Origin of the sequence: Chryseobacterium soldanellicola (assembly GCF_900100115.1) — a bacterium.
Lineage (GTDB): Bacteria > Bacteroidota > Bacteroidia > Flavobacteriales > Weeksellaceae > Chryseobacterium > Chryseobacterium soldanellicola.
The window spans coordinates 419320-439811 of sequence record NZ_FNKL01000001.1 but is presented as its reverse complement, the minus strand read 5'-3'; the positions used below and the strand labels follow the sequence as shown (position 1 = coordinate 439811).

The window sequence follows — 20492 nt, the reverse complement described above, 5'->3', positions numbered from 1 at the left end:
CAAATCGTCAAACTAATCACAATTTTGTCATTCCGTAGGAATCTAAGCGATTAATTGTAACGGAATGACAAAATGGCTCTTACTTTTTAACCACCCAATCAAAAATTCACGAATCTCGCCACCTCTCCAAAGGGAATTTTCTTGCCTCAATCTTAAACTTAACCTCACTGTATGTCCTCCAACAAAAACGCTCTTATCCGCTACAAGACCTTAGATAAATGCCTTAAAAACAAATATCGGCAATACACGTTGGAAGATATGATCGATGAATGTTCCGAAGCTTTGTTTGAATTTGAAGGCAAAGAATCCTTTGTAAGCAAACGAACCGTGCAACTTGACCTGCAGAATATGCGCAGTGAAAAATTCGGGTATGAGGCTCCGATTGAGGTTTACAACAAAAAATTTTACCGATACAGCGATCCGAATTACAGTATTCATAATATTTCTGTCAATGAAAATGATCTGAAGGCGATGAATAATGCGGTACAGATTTTAAAGCAATTCAAGGATTTTTCAATGTTTAAAGAGATGAATGGCGTGATTCAGAAATTAGAGGATTCTATTCATGCGACCAATCAGAAATCGATCATTCATTTAGATAAAAATGAGCAGCTGAAAGGGTTGGAATATATTGATATTCTATATGATGCGATTTTAAACAAAAAAGTTTTACATATTCTTTATAAAAGTTTTACGGCAAGAGAATCAAACAATTTTGTAGTGCATCCGCAATTGCTGAAGGAATTTAATAACCGTTGGTTTCTTATCTGTCTTTATAAAGGAAAAATATACAATTTGGCTTTAGATAGAATGGAAAACATTCAGATTGAAGAAAAAATAAAATATATTGACAAAAATCTGGATGGTGACGAATATTTTAAAGATATTGTCGGTGTTACCGTTTCAGAAACAATGGCGCCGCGAAATGTCATTTTTTTTGTCGATTCTTCTAATGCGCCTTATGTCAAAACCAAGCCTTTGCATAAAAGCCAGGAAATCGTAAGTGAAACGCAAGAAGGAACGGTTTTCAAAATTTGTGTTCAGATCAATTATGAACTGGAAAGGCTCTTGCTAGGCTTTGGAGACTGCCTGATCGTTCATAAACCCAGAAAATTGCGTTTGAGAATGGAGGAAAAATTTAAATCCGGAAGCCGTAATTATCAAAATTTAGTCATTCCTGATGATGAAAATAATTCATAATTTTTGTCTTGTGGCTTAAAAATTGTAATTGTTATTCCAAATCCAACATTATGAAATCAAGAATATTAAAAACAGTAATTGCCGTTTTGGCACCTTTAGTAATAGAATTTGTTATTAAAAAAATATCAGAAAAATTGGATAAAAAACAACCGGAAACTGAACCCAAGCAGCTTCCCGCATCTAATTAAAGTAGTTTAAATTTGAAATTATAAAAAGAGACTGTTCAATCTGCAACAGTCTCTTTTATATTATACAAAGTCGTAAATTCCGTTTTTCCAGCCGAGGACTTTAGAAGAATCCGCTTTTAGCCAGTTTTTAAGAATGGTAGCATATACTTTTCGGAAATCTTCGGTATAAATTAAATCTCCTTCATTCAGATTCTGTAAATCAGGAAGTTGGTTTAAAAGGCCTTTCTTTTTTAATCCGCCACTCACGAAAAACATCTGATTGGCAGTTCCGTGATCGGTTCCGTTGCTGGCATTTTGGGCAACGCGGCGGCCAAATTCCGAGAAAGTCATCAATAAAATATCTTCAAAAAGCCCATTACTTTTCATATCGGCGACGAAAGATTTTACGGCTTCATTAATGTCATTAAACAATTTTTGCTGCCTTTCATTTTGATTGACATGAGTATCAAAACTTCCTACCGAAAGATAATAAACCTGCGTGTTAATATCAGATTTTATCAACGATGCAACAGTTTTGAAATCTTTTCCCAACTGAGAATTAGGATAGGTTTGTTCGCTCTTTTTTGCTTTACTTTTTTCAAAAATATAGTCTGCATTATTGATTGTTGAGCCTAAAGTCTGGTACAAATAGGAAACCGTTTCATCATCATGATGATGGTCGTACAATGATTTGAAATACTTTTCCTGACTGGTTTGATATAATCTTTTGGGATCTTTAAAGGCAAATGCTTTATTATTTTCACCTTTTAAAGCTAAACTTAGCATATCATCAACTTCCAAAGCCTGCGTCGGATGATCACATCTGTAGCATTCTTCATCCAGAAAACGACCCAACCAGCCGGTTTCCAAATATTCGTCGCTTTTACTTGCGGAATGCCAGATATCCATGCTTCTGAAATGGGATTTATCAGGATTCGGATAGCCGACATTATTCATAACTGAAAGTTCTCCGTTGTCAAAAAGTTCCTTGAAATAGGAGAGCGCAGGATTGATCCCCGCTTCATCATTCAAGGGTAAAGAATCGGTTATCGCAATTTTATTTCTTTCTTTAAAATAAATATCATTTTTTGTAGGAATAATGGTATTTAAACCATCATTTCCACCTGTAAACTGCAGCACTACAAGTATTTTTCGGCCTGGCTCCAAAGCTTCGTCTAAAGTCATTGATTTCAGGAAATTAGGCATCAAAAGCGATGCGGTAGCCAATGAACTTATTTTGAGGAATTCTCTTCTTTTAATTAGCATAATCTTAGGTTTTAGTATTAAAGGATTAGTTGATAGTTTTAGGATAGCTTTAGTCTAAATCCTAAGCCCTAAAATCTAATCCCTCAATCTACATTAACTGATATTCAGGGGTTGACATCAGATTGATGACATTCATTTTCACGCTTTTATCTGAAAAATTGTTGACCGTATTCATATCCAAAGAATTTTGGGTTTGAATTAAATAATCCTCAACTTTTTTATTGCTTAACGTCTTTTCAACACGTGCCCAGTCGATCGTGATATTTGGATTTTTAAAAGATTTATTTAAAGCGGTTTCGCGCGATTTCATTCCCATATCGATATCGTCGTCTTGTCGAGGCGTGTATTCTAAAGGCCGTAAACCCGACCAAATTTGTGGAATTTGCAGCCTCAGCATTAAAGTCGAGCTGTCAATCCATGATTTTCCGTTCGGCCAGCCCGCGACATTGGGTGGATAAAGCAGCATTTGCCCCAATAATTTCTGATAAACGATGAGATTTTCAGGATTTTGAATATTCATGGGGAGCGTTCGCATCATTCCGACCATCAATTCTATGGGGGATTTTATTTTTTTGCCGATATTTTTTTTGTCGTAAAACCATGGGCTTGAAAAAATTTCATTCATCAGTTTTTTAATATCGTAATTTGATTGGTAGAAGTTTTCGCTTAATTTATTGACTATATTTTCATCAACATTTTCATTGACGAAAAATTTATAAATTTTAGTTGTGATAAACTTGGCAGTGGCTTTTTGTTCAAGAATAATATTTAAAGCGTCGGTTCCTGTAAAATTTCCTGTTTTTCCGAGAAATGTTTTTATGTCTTCATCATGCTGTTTTACTCGCTCTACAAAATTTCCTTCTTTATCGTAACCCCATCCTGTAAAAGCTCGGGCGCCTTCCCGGATGTCTTTTTCAGTGTAATTTCCGCGTCCCATGGTGAAAAGTTCCATGACTTCACGGGCAAAATTTTCGTTGGGATGATCTTTTTTATTCTGTTGATTATTCAAAAAATTAAGCATTGCGGGAGCCTGGCTTACTGCAAAAAGAAGATCTTTAAAATTGCCTAAAGAATTTTTCCTGATGACATTTAAAATCTGTCTGTTGAATTTCGGATTCTGAACTCTTGATGCAAAATGCCCATGCCAGAAAAAGGCCATTTTTTCTCTCAGCTGATCTTTGCTGTTAACCATTCTGTCGAGAAAATTAAGGTTTAATTCATTATTTTGATCTCTGTTGATCTTTTGGATTTCCTTTCGCTTTTCTGCCGGGCTTTTGTCATTCATATAATCAATGGTTTCGACATCCGGAGTGTCATAATTGACTTCCACAAAGGGTTCTTCTTTAAATAATTCATTAAGTAAAGCTTTTTTGTCTCTATTTTCCAGATCTGCAAATTGGTTGATTCCCGGCCCGAAACCCGCCCGCCAAAGGAGATGCTTATTATTTATCAATGAAGAATTCATCATACCCGAATTTTTATTTTTGATGCAAATTAGGAAAGAAGGTTAAAATTAAAACGGATTAACAATTATTAATATTGCCGTTGATAGATGGTCTTTAGTAAATATCTAACTTCTAATATCTAAAAATCTAGACTCTTATTTTTTAAACAGACATTTAAAATTGAAGTTAATTTAATTAATTGATATTCATTATTTTGTGAATATTATGAATGTTAAAATGAGAGAAATAGCCTTTGTTGGCATGATTTTTACATCTAATCACATAGTAAAATTTAAAAATCAGAGTTATGAAAATGTTTAAACAAGCAATCTTGCTGGCCGGAATTTTAACGGCAGGCGTAGTGAGCGCTCAAAGTGCACAGATGAACAATATGATTAAGGTGGGGGCAAATGCTGGTTTGGCGGTTCCTTCGGATAACGTTTCTGCTTCGGTTGGTGTAGATGTTGCGTATCAAAACCTTATCACACCCGGATTTGGGCTAGGTATTGCGACTGGTTACACTCATTACTTCGGGAAAAGTGCCAACGGATATGATAATAATGACGTTGGAGTGGTTCCTGTAGGTGCTTTGATCAGAATTTATCCAAAACAGACCGGTTTTTATTTCGGGACTGACTTAGGATATGGTTTTCTTGTGGGTGATGATAAAGTAGCTGCCAACAGCACGGTTGACAGACCGGACGGCGGTTTCTACATCAAGCCGGAAATCGGATATCACAACAGAGACTGGAATTTCTTTGTGCAGTATCAGAAAGTATTCGTAGGAGATAAAGGTGATTTGCCAAATCAGGACTACAATGTGGGGAACATTGGTGTCGGATTCTCTTACAATATTCCATTAGGGAAGTAGTTAAATTTAATATAAACAATTATTAGCCAAACCTTTTCAAAAAAGTGAAAAGGTTTTTTCTTTCCCTGTATAATTTCCGAAAACAATTATTATATTTGATAAAATTTGCGATTATGAACTTAAATCCAAAATTTCCGCTTTATTTACCGGGAGTGAAGAACGGTAATAATGACAATGTTTCTATCATCGGGGCAAACCTTCGTGAAGATATTTCCACTCTGGCATATTTTATATCCGGAAATGGTGGTCTTGAAATAAAAGTACAAAAAAATTATCCTACCAAAGAGCATTCTTCTTTTTCTGAGATGTTGAAAAAATTTATCGACGAAAATCAGATTGAGAATGTGAAACGTTTGGGAATGGCAGTTCCGGGACCGGTTCTTCAAGGGAAAAGTAATCCCGCAAGACTTGGCTGGAATCTTGATGTAGAAGATTTCAAAAGAGATTTTGGGTTTGAAAGAGTAGAAATGCTTAATGACCTTGAAGCCTCTGCCTACGGAATGGGATTGCTGGAAGACAGCGATCTTGATCCGATCTATACAAGCGGCCATCTTGAAAAAGGAAATGTAGCCATCCTTGCGCCTGGAAATGGTTTGGGAGAAGCAGGATATTTCTTTGACGGTAAATTCCTTAGACCTTTCGCAACGGAAGGAGGACACTCAGAATTCTCACCAAGAACAAATGTTGAGGTTGAGTTTTATCAATTCTTAAACAACATTTACGGAATTGTAAGCTGGGAAAATGTACTTTCAAAAACAGGATTATTCAATATCTATAGATTTTTAAGAGACGTAAAAAGACATCCGGAGCCGGAATGGCTGGCAGAACGTTTCTCAAATGCCAACGGAAACTTCGCACAGGAACTTTACAGAGCTGCTGTAGAAGACGATGTGCTGATCTGTAAGATAGCTTTGGATACTTTCCTTGAATTTTTGGCAAGAGAGGCAAATAACCTTACTTTGAAGCTTAAGGCAACAGGAGGTTTATTGATTTCAGGAGATATTCCTCAGATGATGAGAGCTTATATTAATAAAGATAAGTTTTACGAAAAGTATAAGATAAGCGATAAAATGGAAGATATGCTGAGAAATACCCCAATCTATCTCATCAGGACAGATAGTACGGGATTAAATGGTGTAGCACTCTATACTGCTTATTATCAAGAATAAAAAAAGCTCCGAAGAAATTCGGAGTTTTTTATGCCCAAGATTATTTATAAAAATAATTGTTTTATTGATGTACATCAACGAAATCTATCAAACGAGATGACTACATTTGCATCAGTAAATAACAAACAAGTAAATAACTTATTTAAAATGAAAAAAATATTTTTATTAGCAGTTGTAGCTAGCGGTTTAGCTTTCGGACAGTCTAAAAAAGTGGTAGCATCGGACGTTCACTGGTGGGGATACAAAGTGGCAAAATCTGAGGCAAGCTCTCATGATGGTACTGTAAAAGTAAAATCCGGGGATATGGTAATGAAAGGAAACCAATTGGTTGGAGGTACTTTTGTTTTAGATATGACTACGATCACTTCAACTGACCTTACAGGGGAATATCAGACTAAATTAAACGGTCATCTTAAAAACGGAGATTTCTTCGAAGTTGAAAAATTTCCTACTGCTACTTTCAAAATTACAGGTGTTAAGAAAAATAATGATAAAATCTACAGCAGCTTAGTAACAGGAAATCTTACAGTTAAAGGAAAAACTGAAGCAATTTCTTTCCCTGCTAAAATTTCTTACAGCAAAGGAGTGGTAAGTTTGGTATCAAACAAATTCACGATCGACAGACAGAAATTCGACGTTGCTTATAAGTCTACAATGCAGGATGTTTTTGTGAAAGATGACATCGATATGCTTGTAAAAGTGACTGCTAAATAATTTAATCAAAAAAAGATTGTTAAAAGTGTAGAAGTTCTACACTTTTTTTTATTTTTGTTGAATTGTAAATAAAAAAGAATGAAAAGATTACTATTGTTTGCTATGATGTGTGTAAGCATATCATTTGTTTTTGCCCAGAAGAAAGGGGATAAAGTGGTAAAAGTTACTTCATCAGAGATCAGATGGTGGGGATATAAAGTTGTAAAAACGGTTGCTTCATCGCATTCAGGAACGATAAAATTGAAAAGTGGAAAGTTCAATTTTGATCATACCGTATTGGTTGATGGTGAGTTTGTCATTGATATGAGAAGCTTAATGGCAGGTGATGTTTCGGAAGAAGATCAGATCAAATTAACGAATGATCTTAAAGGTCCTAATTTCTTTGATGTTAAAAAATTTCCGCTTGCAAAATTTCATTTAACTAAAATTATTCCTCTGGCAAACAGCGAATACAATTCTACCGTGTATGGTGATGTCACGATCAAAGGCGTAAGAAAAACGATTACTTTCCCGGCAAACGTCTATGTAACGCAGTTTACGGTAGTAATTGAGTCTGCGAAATTCTCTCTAAACAGAAGAGATTTTAAAGTATTCTATCAGTCTTCATTAAAAGATTATTTCATCAAAAACGAAATGGATATTCAGTTTAAAATTTCAACAGAAAAGTTGGATAACGAAAACAGAACACCTGTAAAAAAGAAATAAAATAAATTTTTATATACCTGAAAGAGTGATTTTTTAATCGCTCTTTTTTTTGTTTGAATATTTTTAATTAAGATTAAATATTTTCAGCATTAAATTTCGATTTTTACTGTTTGTTTAGAATGTTATTTTGTTTTATTTTAAATTATTTGCATAAAATAAATGTATTTTTTATGTATTGTTTGTGAATTTTAAATAATTTATTGAATTATTTATATTTAATATGATTATTTTTCTCATATTTGCTAAACTTAATATTATGAAGGTGTACATGTAACTATTACAAATACGCTTTTATGAAAAAACAAATTATCATTTTCACTCTTGTCTGTTTTTCAAGAGTATGCTCTCAGGTCGGTATCAATACAACTTCTCCAAAAGGGGTGTTAGATATTGTATCGACAACATCGGCTATGGTTATTCCGCGGTTGCCAAATCCTCAGACGATTGTTGCGCCTGTAGAGGGTATGTTGGCTTATGATTCTACCAACAAAACAATACGGTATTATGATGGTACCGCCTGGAGTACACTTTTTTACAGTCAAAAGCAGACAAAAGCCAATGAAGGAGCCGTAAAAATAAATGCAGGAGGAGCAGGTGCAGGAACCAAGCCCAATTGGGCAAATGTTCCGGCTAATACCACAAAACAGGTGGTTTTTTCTTTGCCATTAGTCTATGCTTCATCACCTACTACAAGCTGGCCTGAGAATTCAACGATCGCTGATTCCCGTATTTACAACGGAAATCAATTTATCGAAAATGGCGTTTTAGGACAGGTTCACCTTTGGAGATTGATCGTAAACTATACCAAAAGCTCCAATATTTTAAGCCAGGATATTAGATTTATTCTGAGAAATCCTTTGTCCGGCTTTAGAGCTGAGGTAAGTGGGGTTATTCCCTCCAGCAAAACAAGCGGGATTTTGGTGTATAGCTTTAATACTATTGCTGATGGTGCCAGTTTACCTGCGCCATTGGGAACGGGTAATGGTTATGTTTTAGAATGGATCGGTTCAGATGATATCACATCATTGTCCATCGACAGTGTAACCAGGATTTCCTATCACAAAGACTGATTTTACTCTTAATTTAACAATAAAAAGCATCCCAAATGGTGCTTTTTTTTTATTTTAGTAAGATGAAAATTTATGTAGTAAGCGGGCTGGGTGCAGATTACAAAGTGCTGGAAAGAATTGAGCTTTCCGACAAATACGAGATTGTTTTTATAGACTGGCTGATCCCCCGGCAAAATGAAGATTTTTCTAAATATGTTGAAAGAATGGCGGAAAAAATTGATGATTCTGAGCCTTTTCATTTATTGGGGTATTCTTTCGGAGGCATTATGGTTCAGGAAATTAATAAAATAAAGCCTGCCCGGAAAGTAGTGATTTTAGGAAGTATAAAATCGGATAAGGAAAAGTCTAAATTAATCCGGGCGGGCCAAATCACCAGGATTCCCAAGGTTTTACCTCTTCATTTTTTTAATGATAAAGCTGCCAATATATATTCTGTGGTAAGAAAATTCTTTGATCCTAAAAATCCCAGGGTAATGCAATATTTCAGGGTAAGAGATCCATATTATCTAAAATGGTCAGTTGAAAAAATTTCAGACTGGAAATTTGAAGAAGATCCCAATGTTATTCAGATATTGGGAGACCGGGATATTGTTTTTCCGATTAAAAATTCTAAACCTAATTACATTATTAAAGGCGGAACTCATCTTTTCCCTGCAACAAAATACAAAGAAGTTTCAAAAATTTTAAAAGAAGTTTTTGATTGATATTTTATAATTTTTAAAATTAATATTAAAAATTTTAGGGGTTTGAATTAAAAAAATATGTTTTTTATAAAATTTATTACTACTTTTGATAGGGTAAAGCTAAATTTTATGAAAATAGGATTGAAATGGATAGTTTCATTTTCCATTATTACACTAGTCGCCATTGGTGGTTTATTCTGGAGCCCGTTAGCAGATTTTCCAAATACAGGCGAATTTTTAAGTGAAGATAAAATCGTCGGCGCAGATGTTGCATGGATTCTTGCGGCGGCCGGACTTGTCCTTCTCATGACACCCGGACTTTCATTTTTCTACGGCGGAATGGTCGGTAAAAAAAACGTTATATCAACCATGCTGCAAAGCTTTATCGCATTGGGAGTCATCTCGATTCTTTGGGTGGTGATCGGCTTTTCTTTATCTTTTGGCGATTCTTTAGGCTTTACAATTAATGGAATACATTACGGAATCATCGGAAATCCGTTAAGTTATCCGTTTTTTAACCGTGTGGGGGTTTTACCTCATAAAATGATGGCTCCAACGATTCCTTTTGTGCTTTTTGCGTTATTTCAGATGAAATTTGCCGTCATCACACCAGCTTTAATCACAGGTTCTTTTGCGGAAAGAGTGCGTTTCGTTTCTTATCTTTTATTCATGGTGCTTTTCAGTATTTTTATTTATACGCCGCTCTGTCATATGGTTTGGCATCCGGAAGGTCTTTTAAACAAATATTTTGGGATTAAAGATTTCGCGGGCGGAACGGTCGTTCATATGAGTGCCGGTTTTGCAGCATTAGCGGGAGCTTTAGTGGTAGGAAACAGGAGAAATCCGCATCACGAGCCTTCCAATATTTCTTATGTTTTATTGGGAACGGGAATGCTTTGGTTCGGATGGTTTGGTTTTAATGCAGGCTCGGCTTTAAGTGCAAATGCAACAGCAGCGATGGCTTTTGGAACAACAACGATTGCTTCCGGTTCTGCAATGATGACCTGGATATTTTTTGATAGAATTAACGGAAGAAAAATTTCCGCTTTGGGAGCTTGTATCGGTGCAGTTGTCGGTTTGGTGGCCATTACACCTGGTTGTGGGTTTGTTTCAATTCCTGAAAGCCTTTTTATAGGATTTATCTCCGCGATTGTCTCTAATTTGATGGTCAACTGGAAAATTTTAAAGAAAATCGATGACACGTTGGATGTTTTCGCCTGTCACGGCGTTGGCGGAATTATGGGAATGATCCTGACCGCAATTTTTGCACACGGAGAAAACGCCAGTTTGCTTCATGGCGGTTTTGAGGTCTTTGCTCATCATATGATGGCATTGGTTTTTGTTTCGTTGTTTGCTTTTTTTGGTTCATTACTTTTATATAAATTGACAAACAGCATTATTACATTAAGAGTTTCTGAAGAATCAGAGGAAATGGGACTTGACAGATCTCAGCATGAGGAAAGCCTTTGCTGAAAAAAGTGAATAGTTAATGGTGAATTTTGCTTCGCAAGTGAATTTTAAAATTGACCGCGAAGCGAATTGACCATTAACAATTGACTATTTGCATTGACAATTAACCCTAAAATATTCATATTGCGTTCATATAGTTTTAATTAGTGAGCCGGAGGTGATTTTTCATCTCCGGCTTTTGCGTTTCGATTTATCACGTATCTTTGTAAAAGGAAAATGATTAATCATTTATATGGAATCAATATCGGTTTTTGAGATTATTAAAGTAGGAATAGGCCCGTCCAGTTCACACACAATGGGACCTTGGAATGCCGCATCAGCATTTATCAGAATTATAAAAAGAGAAAGATCAATTGCAGAAGTAAAGGAAGTTTTTCTTGAATTTTTCGGCTCCCTGGCAAAAACAGGAATCGGGCACGGAACAGATATTGCCGGAATGCTGGGTTTGAATGGTGAAGATTTTAAAACAATCAATACATCAAAAATTGATGAGAAAATAGAAAAAATAAAGACCACTCAGATTCTTAATCTGGGCGGAGAAAAGGAAATACCATTCATTTATGGTCATCATCTTGTTCTGAATATGCAGAAATCTCTTGATTTTCATCCCAACGGAATGATTTTCAAAGCGATTTTCGAAGACGGAACCGAGCTTATCCAGGATTTTTATTCTGTGGGTGGAGGTTTTATCGCAAGTCAGGAAAAAAATTCGATCCAAAAAGACTGTATAAGAACACTTTACCCTTGTCATCACGGTTCGGATATTGCGAGGTATTGTGAAAAGTTAGGGTTTAATAGAATTTCAGATTTAATTTTAATTAATGAAGAAAGCTGGCGGACGCAGGAAGAGACCAGAAAAGAAGCGCTTTACATTTGGCAACAGATCAAAGAATGTATTTATAAAGGCGTTAATAAAGAAGGAATTTTACCGGGTGGTTTGAATGTTTCCCGCAGAGCTGCAGGAATGAACAGAAAATTGTTGGGTGAAAAAATCTATAAAAATAAAGATGAATGGTTCCAACAAGTTGTGGATGCTGAAGAAAATTTCACCAATATCAATAAATGGATTGCATGTTTTGCATTGGCCGTGAATGAAGAAAATGCAGCTTTCGGAAGAATTATTACGGCTCCTACCAACGGTGCAAGTGGTGTAATTCCGGCGGTTTTGATGTATTCCCAGGCTTTTACACCTTTTACAAGTGAGGATGATATCGTAAGATTTTTATTGGTGGCGGGAGAAATCGGAACTTTATTTAAAAAAAACGCCACTATTTCAGCGGCGATGGGTGGTTGTCAGGCTGAAGTCGGGGTTTCATCAGCAATGGCGGCGGCAGGTTTAACGGAAATTCTTGGCGGAAGCGTTGGCCAGGTTTTGATGGCGGCAGAAATCGCAATGGAGCATCATTTGGGATTAACTTGCGATCCCATCAAAGGATTGGTGCAAATCCCTTGCATTGAAAGAAATACGATGGGTGCCATTAAAGCAATTACAGCCGCAAATATCGCCCTTGAAAGTGATCCTTCAAAAGCTAAAGTGAGCTTAGATGAGGTTATTCAAACCATGTGGGAAACCGCTTTATCGATGAGTGACAGATTTAAAGAAACCTCGGAAGGTGGCTTGGCGATTGCTGTCAATGTCCCGGAATGCTAAATATAAGTAATTGGTAATGAGTAATATTTGTATTACGTCCACAAATTCTGATTACGACTGGAAATAGCCTAGGAAACTGAAGCGTTAAGAAAATAAGTTCTGTGAACATTAAGAAAATTCTACAGAACTTATTTTTAGCGGAAGTTTCCAGTCTTGAACTTTTGTTTCTTTTGTTTTAAGACAAAAGAAATGCACCTACTTATCCAAAATTCCTCTAATTTTATTGGCATTAGAAATCAGCTCTTCCAGATATTCAAAATTCTCTTTTTCAAGTGCAGCCTTGAATTTTTTTAACTGAAAAATATGTTCATTTAAAACGTCTAAAACATTTTCTTTATTTTGCTTAAAAATCGGAACCCACATTTCAGGATGAGATTTTGCCAGACGAACTGTGCTCGAAAAACCAGAACTCGCCAACTGGAAAATAGTTTCTTCCTCACGCTCTTTTTCCAAAACGGTATTGGCTAAAGCATACGACGTAATGTGTGAAATATGAGAAATATAAGCCGTATGTACATCGTGAGCCTCTGCATTCATGTAAATTAAATGCATGTCGAGATTTTCAACAATTTTTTCGACTAATTGTAAAGCATCTTCTGCAGATTCTTCCTTATTGCAGATTACTCCTGCTTTTCCTGAAAAACTGTCTGAAGTAGCGGATTTCGGACCATTATTTTCCGTTCCCCACATCGGGTGAAAAGCTACGAATCTTGATCGTTTCGGATGATTTTTTACTGCGTTTACAATTCCTGCCTTTGTAGAGCCTGCATCCATTACTGTTTGATTATCAGAGAGTAAGTCCAAGACATGAGGCAGTATTTTCCTTGCGGAATCTACAGGAATAGCAATGATAATTAAGTCGGAATTTTTGATTCCATATTCTAAATCAACCTTAGCATCAATTATTTTCAAATTTAACGCTTCGTTGAGGTGCTCATTATTGTTATCAATTCCATATATAAAATCTGCAATACCTTTTTGCTTTAATTTTAAAGCGATCGAACCACCGATTAAGCCTGCACCGATTATACTTATTTTCATCTTTTTTAAGTTTTAAAAATCAAAAAACCCCGCCAAAGGACGAGGTTTAAATTATATTTATAAAGAATCTCTATCCCAAATCTGAGCTGAAAATTCTATAATAATATGTTCCGTTATTTGTAATCACAACGCAAAGATAGGCATTTTTTTTAATCGGAGATTAAAAAGTGAATGGTGAGTTTTGCTGCGCAAGTCAATTTTTAAAGTCAATTAACTTTGTTGTCAATTCACTTTGCTGTCAATTAATTTCATTGTGGATTTAAAGATTAACAATTGACTTTCGGAGCAAAACTCACCATTCGCATTCAAAAACAAATTTATGGATTTGAGATAATTAACGTAGACGGAATGTCTGATAACCAAAGGCTTTTCGTGTCAATCAGGTTTTTCCAGCTTTTGCTGCTGATCAGCATTAAGTCTTGCGAATCCAAAAATTCTTTCTCAATTTTTTTCTCGTTATATAAAGTGATATGGTTGGGCGCAACCTGTTCGATGCTTCTGATGAGTTCTTTAACCTCAATATTATTTCTTATCTGCCCGGCAACATCAAGGATAATGATTTGAGAATTGTTATTATTGATTAACCTTTTCGCATATTCAAGCAAATAAAAATCACTTAAATTAAAAATCGGAACAAATACTTTATCCGCGGATTCGAATTTTTTTTCAACCAAAACCCCGACCGGAATATTTGTTTTATCCAAAATCTGCAACGTAAAATCGTCAAAAGGAGAGTTATTAAAAATATTTCCTTTGCCCTTTACGGTATTTAAAAGCTTTTCAGGATTGATGATTTTTGTGGTAAAACCTAGCAATCTTCCTAATAAACTTCCTTCATACATTGATTTTCCGAGCATAATGAGAAGCAAATCGTAATTGCCTTTATTGGTAATATTTGTAAGATCATTTTCAATATCGGTGGATGCTTTGAAAAGGGTAGTGACTTCAAGATTAAGGTCATGAGAAGTTTCGATAATGTTTTTAAACTGCTCTTTTTCATAATCTTCAATATCAAAGGCGTGAAGCTCATCAACGGGAGCGATATTCATTGCTGTCACGCTTTTATTTCCGTTCATTTTACGGGTAAAATTATCTGCAAGCTTTAATAAAATACTTCCGGATTTAGCAGTTTCAAAAGATAAAAGAACTTTATATTTGGCATCATTTTCTTCTACATCATCTTCTGTCATTGATTTTTTACCTTTAAAAAGATAATTGATGAAGTCAAGACAAGGTCCGGTCATAAACGTTGTAAATAATGCCATAATAACAAGCATTGCAAACAATTCGGGGCCTAAAACGCCTAAATCATAGCCGATATTCAGCACGATAAGCTCTGTAAGCCCTCTTGTATTCATCAAGGCACCAATGGTGAGACTGTCTTTCCAGCTTATTTTCAGGAATCTTGCCGTAAGTGCGCTTCCGACGAATTTTCCTATTACAGCTGTAAGAATGATAAATCCTCCTATTTTCCAAAGATGCGGATCATTTAATAATCCGATTTGAGTTCTTAAACCCGTAAATACGAAGAATAGGGGAAGTAATAATACCAAAGCAACGTCTTCAATTTTTTCTATGAAAAGATTTCTGAATTTTACATTTTCAGGCATAATCGCACCCGCCATAAACGCTCCGAAAAGGGCATGAATCCCAATAACTTCTGTTGCGTAGGAAGAGATAATCAATATCAGGAAAAATACGGCAACCATCGCTTTGTTGATGAAACCTTTGCCTTTTTGTGTTTCGGCAATTCTGCTTAAAAATGGCCGTACCGCTTTTATCATTATAAAAACATAAAGAATCGCCATTAAAATCACAAATACCGATCCTGAAAAAGATCCTGCTTTTACAATGGCAATAACGGCTGCCAGAATACACCATGCTGTAATATCATCTGCGGCGGCACAGGTTATAACCACGGTTCCTATTTTTGTTTTGTGAAGATTTCGCTCCTGGACAATTCTTGCCAAAACAGGGAATGCGGTGATGCTCATGGCGATAGCTATGAACAAAGCAAACGAACTGAAGTTAATCCCGTCCGGTGCAAATTCTTTATAAATGAAATAAGAAAGCCCGACACCCAACGTAAAAGGAATGATAATACTTGCATGGCTGATCACAACCGCATCATGAGCTTTTTTTCTTAATACGCTCAAATCCAGCTCCATTCCTACGATATACATGAAGAGAATTAACCCGATTTGGCTTAAAAACTGTAAATTGGGCAACGATTCTTTAGGAAAAATAAAGGCAGAAAGCTCCGGAAAATAGAGTCCGAAAAGTGATGGCCCCAAAACGATACCTGCAATCATTTCACCGATTACTGAAGGCTGTTTCAGCTTTACGCAAACCCATCCGAAAAGTTTTGCCACCATAATAATGGTAACAATCTGAGCAAGGAGAAGCGCCAGAGGATGATGAAGATTCGTCATAAATGAATCGGCAAAATTCTCCCACATTGTAGAGCCTGTAGCTTTGCCCGGAGCAATATTTTCTCCTATTTCCAAGGTTTTCCCTTCAACAAAAAACCAATACATCAGGCACGAAAAAAATGCAATGGTGCTGATGTAAAAAATAATGTTTTTATATTTCCCCAAATTCATAATTCCAATATTTTTGCAAAGTTGATAAGAATAAAGTTATGACCATAATATTTTTTATAAAATGTAATAAAGGTCATAAATAATGTAACGAAAGCCTATTTAAAAGAATATCCCAAACCGATTCCCATTTTCCAGGCTCCATTTTGAGTGGAAGTTTTGGTGTTGTAATAAAACGGAATCTGTAAAGCGATCTTTTTATAAGCTACCGTAAATCCCGCTCCTAAATTCGGAGTGATCGCGCTGTTTTTTGTCCCTTCAGATTTATCTTCTCTGATTCGTAAAGAAGGAAGCATTCCTAGGATGAATTTAAAATCTTTATGTTTTACACTCACATTTGGCCCAGTAAAATTGATAAAAGCCCCGTGATCTACATATCCGGCAACTGTGATTCCGTCAAAAAAAGAAGCTTTGATTTTAGAATCTGTTTGCTGTGAAAAACAAACGCCGGAAATCAGAATCCCACCAATATAAAGAAGTTTTTTCATTATAAAATCATTTAATCAGGACGCAAAAATAAGCTGGCTAAATGGTTTAAAATGGTGTAATGTAATAAAGTGGCTGAATTTTGTAACGAAACTTGAAACCTTTGAAAAATCTACTTTCCAAACATCTCCATTAAAGAGTTTTTGTAAGTTTCTCCGATTTGTAGCTTTAAAAAATTCTCTCCTTCGGTATAAACTGTAGTAATAATTTCGTTTGTTGAAAATACCTTAATTGATGATAAAGCAATGATCTCTTTTTTGTTGACCTGCGCGAAATCTTTAGAAGGAAGCATTTCCAAAAGTGTTTTAAAGCTTAAGTTTTTTAAAACAATGGTTGTGCTGTCTTTGAGGATGATTTCTTTGTCGCGGCTGTCGATTTCAGAGGTCTTGATGTAAGCGATTTGTTCGGTGAAGATAATGGTTTTCCCAATATTGGTATTCCATTCGATAAAATCTTTTTTCTGCGGAGTCTGAACCAGTTCTTTTGCTTTTTCAAACGCCTGAATCAGTCTTTCTTTCTTGATCGGTTTTCTGACATAATCTACAACATTCAAATCAAAAGCTTCGGCTGCATATTCTTTGTAAGCGGTTGTAAAGATGATTTTTTTTGAATGCGAAATCAGTTCGGCAACCTGAAGGCCTGTCATTCCGGGCATTTCGATGTCTAAAATACAGACGTTACAATCGATATTGTCAATTTCATTTAAAAATATCTTAGGATCGTTGAATGCTTTTACAACTTCCACGTTTTCAATTTGTTCGCACAGAAGTTTTAAATAGCTTATCGCCAATAATTCATCATCAAGAATAACGCATTTTATCATAGAATTCTCTCAAATTGATTGTTAATTCTGCTGTGAAGATACCGTTTTTTGAACTTTTATGAAGTGAATAATGATTATTGTAGATCATTTTCAGCCTTTGATCGAAAGATTGGCTTCCGAAACCGCTTTTCTCTTTTTCCAGGACATTTTTTAGAGATGCTTTATTGCTGACTTTCATTGTGAAAATCCCGTCTTCAAGTTCCAATTGGATTGAAATGAACGAATCCTGTGCCAGGAAATCGGTGTGTTTAAAAGCATTTTCAATTAAATCAACGGAAATTAACGGTGCGAAAACTTTCTCTTCATAAACTGTATCAGATTTATCAATTCTTGATTTAATTCTAAAGTCAAAAAGTGGATTTATCTTAATTTTATTGATCTCAATTAAGCTTAAGGCAAAATTTAATTCCTCTTTTGGACTGACGAATTTATTATTGCTTTCGTATAAAATATAATCGAGAACATTGGCCAGCTTATCCAGCGACATATATGTCTGATAGGCGTGTGACTGAACGGAATTTAAAATATTTTTAAACAAATGAGGATTCAGCTTTGTACCGATATGCTCCAGCTGAACTTCATTTAACCTTTGCTCGATGATTTTATTGGCTTCGGAAAGCTTAGTATTTTTTATCTTAAATTTTTGATTTTGGCTAAATAAATAAATGCTTACCGTTAAAAAAAAGAAAATCGCAAATACTCCAATGAATATCAGATAATCATGAATCATGTAGTAATTGCCTTCCATTAATTATAATCTATTTTGCTTATTTCTTTAAACGTTTAGTATTAGTGATGTTATGCTGAGCTTGTCGAAGCATCTCTATTTTTATTTAACGCAAAGTTTATTAATTAAAGATAATTCTAATTTTAAGTGAACAAAGGCATCAATGCTTCTCGAAGCGGTCGTTTTTATGTTCCATTAAATAAATCTTTACGTTTAAAGCATTTTATTTCAGCTTTTTCAAAGAATTCAATGTTGCCGTTTCCTCGCATTTTTCAAACATAATTTCGTACCTCGGATTGTCTTTCGGATAGACCAAAACGTAATCCGGACAAGGTTTTTTCTGCGCATGGCTTCTGTCAAAATCTACTTTTCCGTTGGTGATAATGCTGTCTTTCAGGAATTTTTCATCGATTTTCAATGTATCCATTTCAGTTTTAAAATTCTCAGAATACTTAAAATCTTTGGAAAGCGTTTCTGCGATAACGCGGCTGTTGGGTAAATAACCGCTGCAGCTTGCTCCCTTTTTATTCAATACAAAAAATACGATGGCAAGTCCCGGAATGAGACCAATTAAGTAGAATTTAAGTTTTTTCATTAGAAAATTAAAAGATTGATATCGTGATAAGTAAGCCCGAAACGGTCGCAGATAACTTTTTTCGTGTGTCTGCCTTTATACATGTAGAGACTCTGCTTCATTTCGTTTTTGCGGATCAGCATATTTTCAAAACCGCCTTCTTCATCGTAATTTAAAATGTATGAAAGGAAGAAGTTGGAGATGGCTTTTGTGGTCGTCCTCGGCATTCTTGATGTCAAATTCGGAAGTCCGCAATGGATGACATCATGTTTGATAATAAAAGGCTTGTCCATGGTTGTCAATTCGGAAGTTTCTATCACTTTTCCGTTGTCGATGGTGATATCGATAATTACGCTTCCGCTTTTCATTCTGGCCACCATTTCTTCGGTTACGATCGGTGTCATATTTAATCTAGGAAGTGCTCCGATCACCACATCAGCACGTCTTAAAGCCTTGGTTAATTCTTTAGGATCGATAATCGAGGTCGGAACTCTGCTGTCGACCAGTGTATGAAGTCTTCTCAGTTTTGAAAGAGAATTGTCGAAAACCCTTACGCTTGCCCCCAATCCGATGGCGGCTTTTGTGGCAAATTCTCCCACGATTCCGGCGCCGAGAATGACAACTTCGGCGGGTCTTACGCCTGTGATTCCGCCAAGCATTAATCCGTTTGATTCTGCTAATAATTCAGAAGCGTATAATATGGAAACCGTTCCTGCAATTTCACCGATTAATCTTACCAAAGCCAGTTGCTTGTATTCATCAACAATAAATTCAAAAGCGATGGCATTGACTTTTCTGTCGGCAAGTTTGAGGAAATAATTTTTATCTCTTAAATTGATCTGAAGTGCGGAAACCAAATAAGTATTCGGTCGCATAAAATCAATTTCATCTTCTGTCGGAGGGTTTATTTTAAGAATTAAATCCTGTCCGAAAGCTTCTTTCGGGTCATTCGTAATCCTTGCGCCCGACTCAGAATATTGTAAATCTGTAAAATATGAGCCTTCGCCGGCTCCCGATTCTATGATGATTTCATGACCGTGCTCTACCAGAACCTGAACTGCATCAGGTGTTATACAAGTCCTTTTCTCATTCAGACAGGTTTCTTTGGGAACTCCTATGCTGAATTGTTTACCTTTTTTGATCACCTCAAGTTTTTCTTCTTTAGGCATCAATTCCTCTTCAGTAAAAGGAGTAAATATGTTTGTAGTACTCATTCTTAGGTTAAGTTATGTCTTACAGAAATTATTTTACAATTAAATTCATTACGCAAAGATACATAATATTTAGTCGAATGTTATTTCTCTGCTTTCTCCGTTGTTGTTAATGCTCATGGTGTGATAATTAAGGCCGTAAAGCTCATCTTCATACACTTCCGGCCATTCTATAATGCACAAAAAGGCATTGTCAAGATATTCTTCGATGCCGATATCGTAAGCTTCTTCAATATTTTTTAAGCGGTAAAGATCAAAATGGTAAATTTTCCCTTTCGGTGTATTGTATTCATTAACAATAGAATAGGTTGGAGAATTCACTTCATCTTCACTTCCCAGATTTTTTAGTAAAAATTGGGTGAAAGTAGTTTTTCCGGCGCCGAGATTTCCTTTTAACAGAAAAATATGATGTTTTAATTGTGGAATGATCTGATCGGTAACTTCCTGCCAGTCTTCCAGTTTATTGATGGTGACTTTCATTTTTAATGAATCATTAGCGATAATTAATTTTCAAAAATAAGTAAAATAAAACTTGAAAATACATTCTAAAAGTCTAATTCTTTATTATTGTAATTTATGATTAAAAACAGAAGCGAGAACTGTAAAATTCTCGCTTTTG

20 protein-coding genes are annotated in these 20492 nt (G+C 35.5%); 10 read left to right on the top strand and 10 right to left on the bottom strand.

Going from position 1 to position 20492, the window contains the following annotated elements:
• Positions 1 to 171 precede the first annotated feature (171 nt).
• A complete protein-coding gene (locus tag BLT04_RS01880) occupies positions 172 to 1200 on the top strand; it encodes a helix-turn-helix transcriptional regulator (RefSeq protein WP_089753124.1) in 1029 nt (342 codons plus the stop codon).
• Between the two features lie 50 nt (positions 1201 to 1250).
• The gene (locus BLT04_RS18835; RefSeq protein WP_170828410.1) at positions 1251 to 1388 is read left to right on the top strand and encodes a hypothetical protein; all 138 of its coding nucleotides are present in this window, start codon (positions 1251 to 1253) and stop codon (positions 1386 to 1388) included.
• A gap of 60 nt (positions 1389 to 1448) precedes the next feature.
• On the opposite strand, the gene BLT04_RS01875 is transcribed toward BLT04_RS18835, so the two are convergent.
• Together BLT04_RS01875 and BLT04_RS01870 are read right to left on the bottom strand one after the other, a co-directional pair.
• On the bottom strand, positions 1449 to 2633 hold the full coding sequence (locus BLT04_RS01875) for a DUF1501 domain-containing protein (RefSeq protein WP_089753122.1): 1185 nt from the start codon (positions 2631 to 2633) through the stop codon (positions 1449 to 1451).
• Between the two features lie 88 nt (positions 2634 to 2721).
• On the bottom strand, positions 2722 to 4101 hold the full coding sequence (locus BLT04_RS01870; RefSeq protein ID WP_089753120.1) for a DUF1800 domain-containing protein: 1380 nt from the start codon (positions 4099 to 4101) through the stop codon (positions 2722 to 2724).
• A gap of 284 nt (positions 4102 to 4385) precedes the next feature.
• Between BLT04_RS01870 and BLT04_RS01865 the strand changes: the two genes are divergently transcribed.
• From BLT04_RS01865 to BLT04_RS01830, 8 genes are all read left to right on the top strand, one after another.
• Positions 4386 to 4949: a hypothetical protein gene (locus tag BLT04_RS01865; RefSeq protein ID WP_089753118.1), complete on the top strand. Its 564-nt coding sequence runs from the start codon at positions 4386 to 4388 to the stop codon at positions 4947 to 4949.
• Positions 4950 to 5062: 113 nt separating this feature from the next.
• On the top strand, positions 5063 to 6118 hold the full coding sequence (locus BLT04_RS01860) for a glucokinase (RefSeq protein WP_089753116.1): 1056 nt from the start codon (positions 5063 to 5065) through the stop codon (positions 6116 to 6118).
• Positions 6119 to 6265: 147 nt separating this feature from the next.
• Positions 6266 to 6832, top strand: a complete 567-nt coding sequence (locus tag BLT04_RS01855) for a YceI family protein (RefSeq protein WP_089754187.1) — start codon at positions 6266 to 6268, stop codon at positions 6830 to 6832.
• A 78-nt stretch (positions 6833 to 6910) separates the two neighbouring features.
• Complete coding sequence (locus BLT04_RS01850) at positions 6911 to 7537, top strand: YceI family protein (RefSeq protein WP_089753114.1); 627 nt, start codon at positions 6911 to 6913, stop codon at positions 7535 to 7537.
• A 293-nt stretch (positions 7538 to 7830) separates the two neighbouring features.
• Positions 7831 to 8607: a hypothetical protein gene (locus BLT04_RS01845; protein WP_089753112.1), complete on the top strand. Its 777-nt coding sequence runs from the start codon at positions 7831 to 7833 to the stop codon at positions 8605 to 8607.
• A gap of 62 nt (positions 8608 to 8669) precedes the next feature.
• Complete coding sequence (locus BLT04_RS01840) at positions 8670 to 9311, top strand: alpha/beta hydrolase (protein ID WP_089753111.1); 642 nt, start codon at positions 8670 to 8672, stop codon at positions 9309 to 9311.
• 108 nt (positions 9312 to 9419) lie between these two features.
• Positions 9420 to 10763, top strand: a complete 1344-nt coding sequence (locus BLT04_RS01835; protein ID WP_089753109.1) for an ammonium transporter — start codon at positions 9420 to 9422, stop codon at positions 10761 to 10763.
• 229 nt (positions 10764 to 10992) lie between these two features.
• A complete protein-coding gene (locus tag BLT04_RS01830) occupies positions 10993 to 12411 on the top strand; it encodes an L-serine ammonia-lyase (RefSeq protein WP_089753107.1) in 1419 nt (472 codons plus the stop codon).
• A 195-nt stretch (positions 12412 to 12606) separates the two neighbouring features.
• Here the strand turns inward: BLT04_RS01830 and BLT04_RS01825 are convergent, their stop codons facing one another.
• From BLT04_RS01825 to tsaE, 8 genes are all read right to left on the bottom strand, one after another.
• Positions 12607 to 13452 carry a prephenate dehydrogenase gene (locus BLT04_RS01825; protein WP_089753105.1) on the bottom strand — a complete coding sequence of 282 codons (846 nt, stop codon included), beginning with the start codon at positions 13450 to 13452 and terminating at the stop codon, positions 12607 to 12609.
• A 317-nt stretch (positions 13453 to 13769) separates the two neighbouring features.
• Positions 13770 to 16055 (bottom strand): cation:proton antiporter, encoded by a 2286-nt coding sequence (locus BLT04_RS01820; RefSeq protein ID WP_228421887.1) that lies wholly within the window; start codon positions 16053 to 16055, stop codon positions 13770 to 13772.
• Between the two features lie 95 nt (positions 16056 to 16150).
• Positions 16151 to 16540, bottom strand: coding sequence for a hypothetical protein (locus BLT04_RS01815; protein ID WP_089753103.1), 390 nt, complete (start codon positions 16538 to 16540; stop codon positions 16151 to 16153).
• 110 nt (positions 16541 to 16650) lie between these two features.
• Positions 16651 to 17361 (bottom strand): LytR/AlgR family response regulator transcription factor, encoded by a 711-nt coding sequence (locus tag BLT04_RS01810; RefSeq protein WP_089753101.1) that lies wholly within the window; start codon positions 17359 to 17361, stop codon positions 16651 to 16653.
• Positions 17339 to 18109, bottom strand: a complete 771-nt coding sequence (locus tag BLT04_RS01805; RefSeq protein ID WP_089753099.1) for a sensor histidine kinase — start codon at positions 18107 to 18109, stop codon at positions 17339 to 17341. Before BLT04_RS01805 ends, BLT04_RS01810 begins: the two co-directional genes overlap by 23 nt.
• A 202-nt stretch (positions 18110 to 18311) precedes the next feature.
• Entirely contained in the window at positions 18312 to 18683 is a 372-nt protein-coding gene (locus tag BLT04_RS01800; RefSeq protein ID WP_089753097.1) for a DUF4258 domain-containing protein, read from the bottom strand.
• Entirely contained in the window at positions 18683 to 19876 is a 1194-nt protein-coding gene (locus BLT04_RS01795) for an alanine dehydrogenase (protein ID WP_089753095.1), read from the bottom strand. The genes BLT04_RS01800 and BLT04_RS01795 overlap by 1 nt, the downstream gene beginning before the upstream one ends.
• Before the next feature lie 69 nt (positions 19877 to 19945).
• Positions 19946 to 20353, bottom strand: coding sequence for a tRNA (adenosine(37)-N6)-threonylcarbamoyltransferase complex ATPase subunit type 1 TsaE (gene tsaE, locus BLT04_RS01790; protein WP_089753093.1), 408 nt, complete (start codon positions 20351 to 20353; stop codon positions 19946 to 19948).
• Positions 20354 to 20492 lie beyond the last annotated feature (139 nt).

Excerpts from the sequence above, each read along its gene's own strand:
- BLT04_RS01800 (WP_089753097.1), bottom strand. The coding sequence starts at position 18,683 with ATGAAAAAACTTAAATTCTACTTAATTGGTCTCATTCCGGGACTTGCC.
- BLT04_RS01835 (WP_089753109.1), top strand. The coding sequence starts at position 9,420 with ATGAAAATAGGATTGAAATGGATAGTTTCATTTTCCATTATTACACTA.
- BLT04_RS01805 (WP_089753099.1), bottom strand. The coding sequence starts at position 18,109 with ATGGAAGGCAATTACTACATGATTCATGATTATCTGATATTCATTGGA.
- BLT04_RS01815 (WP_089753103.1), bottom strand. The coding sequence starts at position 16,540 with ATGAAAAAACTTCTTTATATTGGTGGGATTCTGATTTCCGGCGTTTGT.
- BLT04_RS01830 (WP_089753107.1), top strand. The coding sequence starts at position 10,993 with ATGGAATCAATATCGGTTTTTGAGATTATTAAAGTAGGAATAGGCCCG.
- BLT04_RS01875 (WP_089753122.1), bottom strand. The coding sequence starts at position 2,633 with ATGCTAATTAAAAGAAGAGAATTCCTCAAAATAAGTTCATTGGCTACC.
- BLT04_RS01880 (WP_089753124.1), top strand. The coding sequence starts at position 172 with ATGTCCTCCAACAAAAACGCTCTTATCCGCTACAAGACCTTAGATAAA.
- BLT04_RS01855 (WP_089754187.1), top strand. The coding sequence starts at position 6,266 with ATGAAAAAAATATTTTTATTAGCAGTTGTAGCTAGCGGTTTAGCTTTC.
- BLT04_RS01860 (WP_089753116.1), top strand. The coding sequence starts at position 5,063 with ATGAACTTAAATCCAAAATTTCCGCTTTATTTACCGGGAGTGAAGAAC.
- BLT04_RS01795 (WP_089753095.1), bottom strand. The coding sequence starts at position 19,876 with ATGAGTACTACAAACATATTTACTCCTTTTACTGAAGAGGAATTGATG.
- BLT04_RS18835 (WP_170828410.1), top strand. The coding sequence starts at position 1,251 with ATGAAATCAAGAATATTAAAAACAGTAATTGCCGTTTTGGCACCTTTA.
- BLT04_RS01810 (WP_089753101.1), bottom strand. The coding sequence starts at position 17,361 with ATGATAAAATGCGTTATTCTTGATGATGAATTATTGGCGATAAGCTAT.
- BLT04_RS01820 (WP_228421887.1), bottom strand. The coding sequence starts at position 16,055 with ATGAATTTGGGGAAATATAAAAACATTATTTTTTACATCAGCACCATT.
- BLT04_RS01840 (WP_089753111.1), top strand. The coding sequence starts at position 8,670 with ATGAAAATTTATGTAGTAAGCGGGCTGGGTGCAGATTACAAAGTGCTG.
- BLT04_RS01845 (WP_089753112.1), top strand. The coding sequence starts at position 7,831 with ATGAAAAAACAAATTATCATTTTCACTCTTGTCTGTTTTTCAAGAGTA.
- BLT04_RS01870 (WP_089753120.1), bottom strand. The coding sequence starts at position 4,101 with ATGATGAATTCTTCATTGATAAATAATAAGCATCTCCTTTGGCGGGCG.
- BLT04_RS01865 (WP_089753118.1), top strand. The coding sequence starts at position 4,386 with ATGAAAATGTTTAAACAAGCAATCTTGCTGGCCGGAATTTTAACGGCA.
- BLT04_RS01825 (WP_089753105.1), bottom strand. The coding sequence starts at position 13,452 with ATGAAAATAAGTATAATCGGTGCAGGCTTAATCGGTGGTTCGATCGCT.
- tsaE (WP_089753093.1), bottom strand. The coding sequence starts at position 20,353 with ATGAAAGTCACCATCAATAAACTGGAAGACTGGCAGGAAGTTACCGAT.
- BLT04_RS01850 (WP_089753114.1), top strand. The coding sequence starts at position 6,911 with ATGAAAAGATTACTATTGTTTGCTATGATGTGTGTAAGCATATCATTT.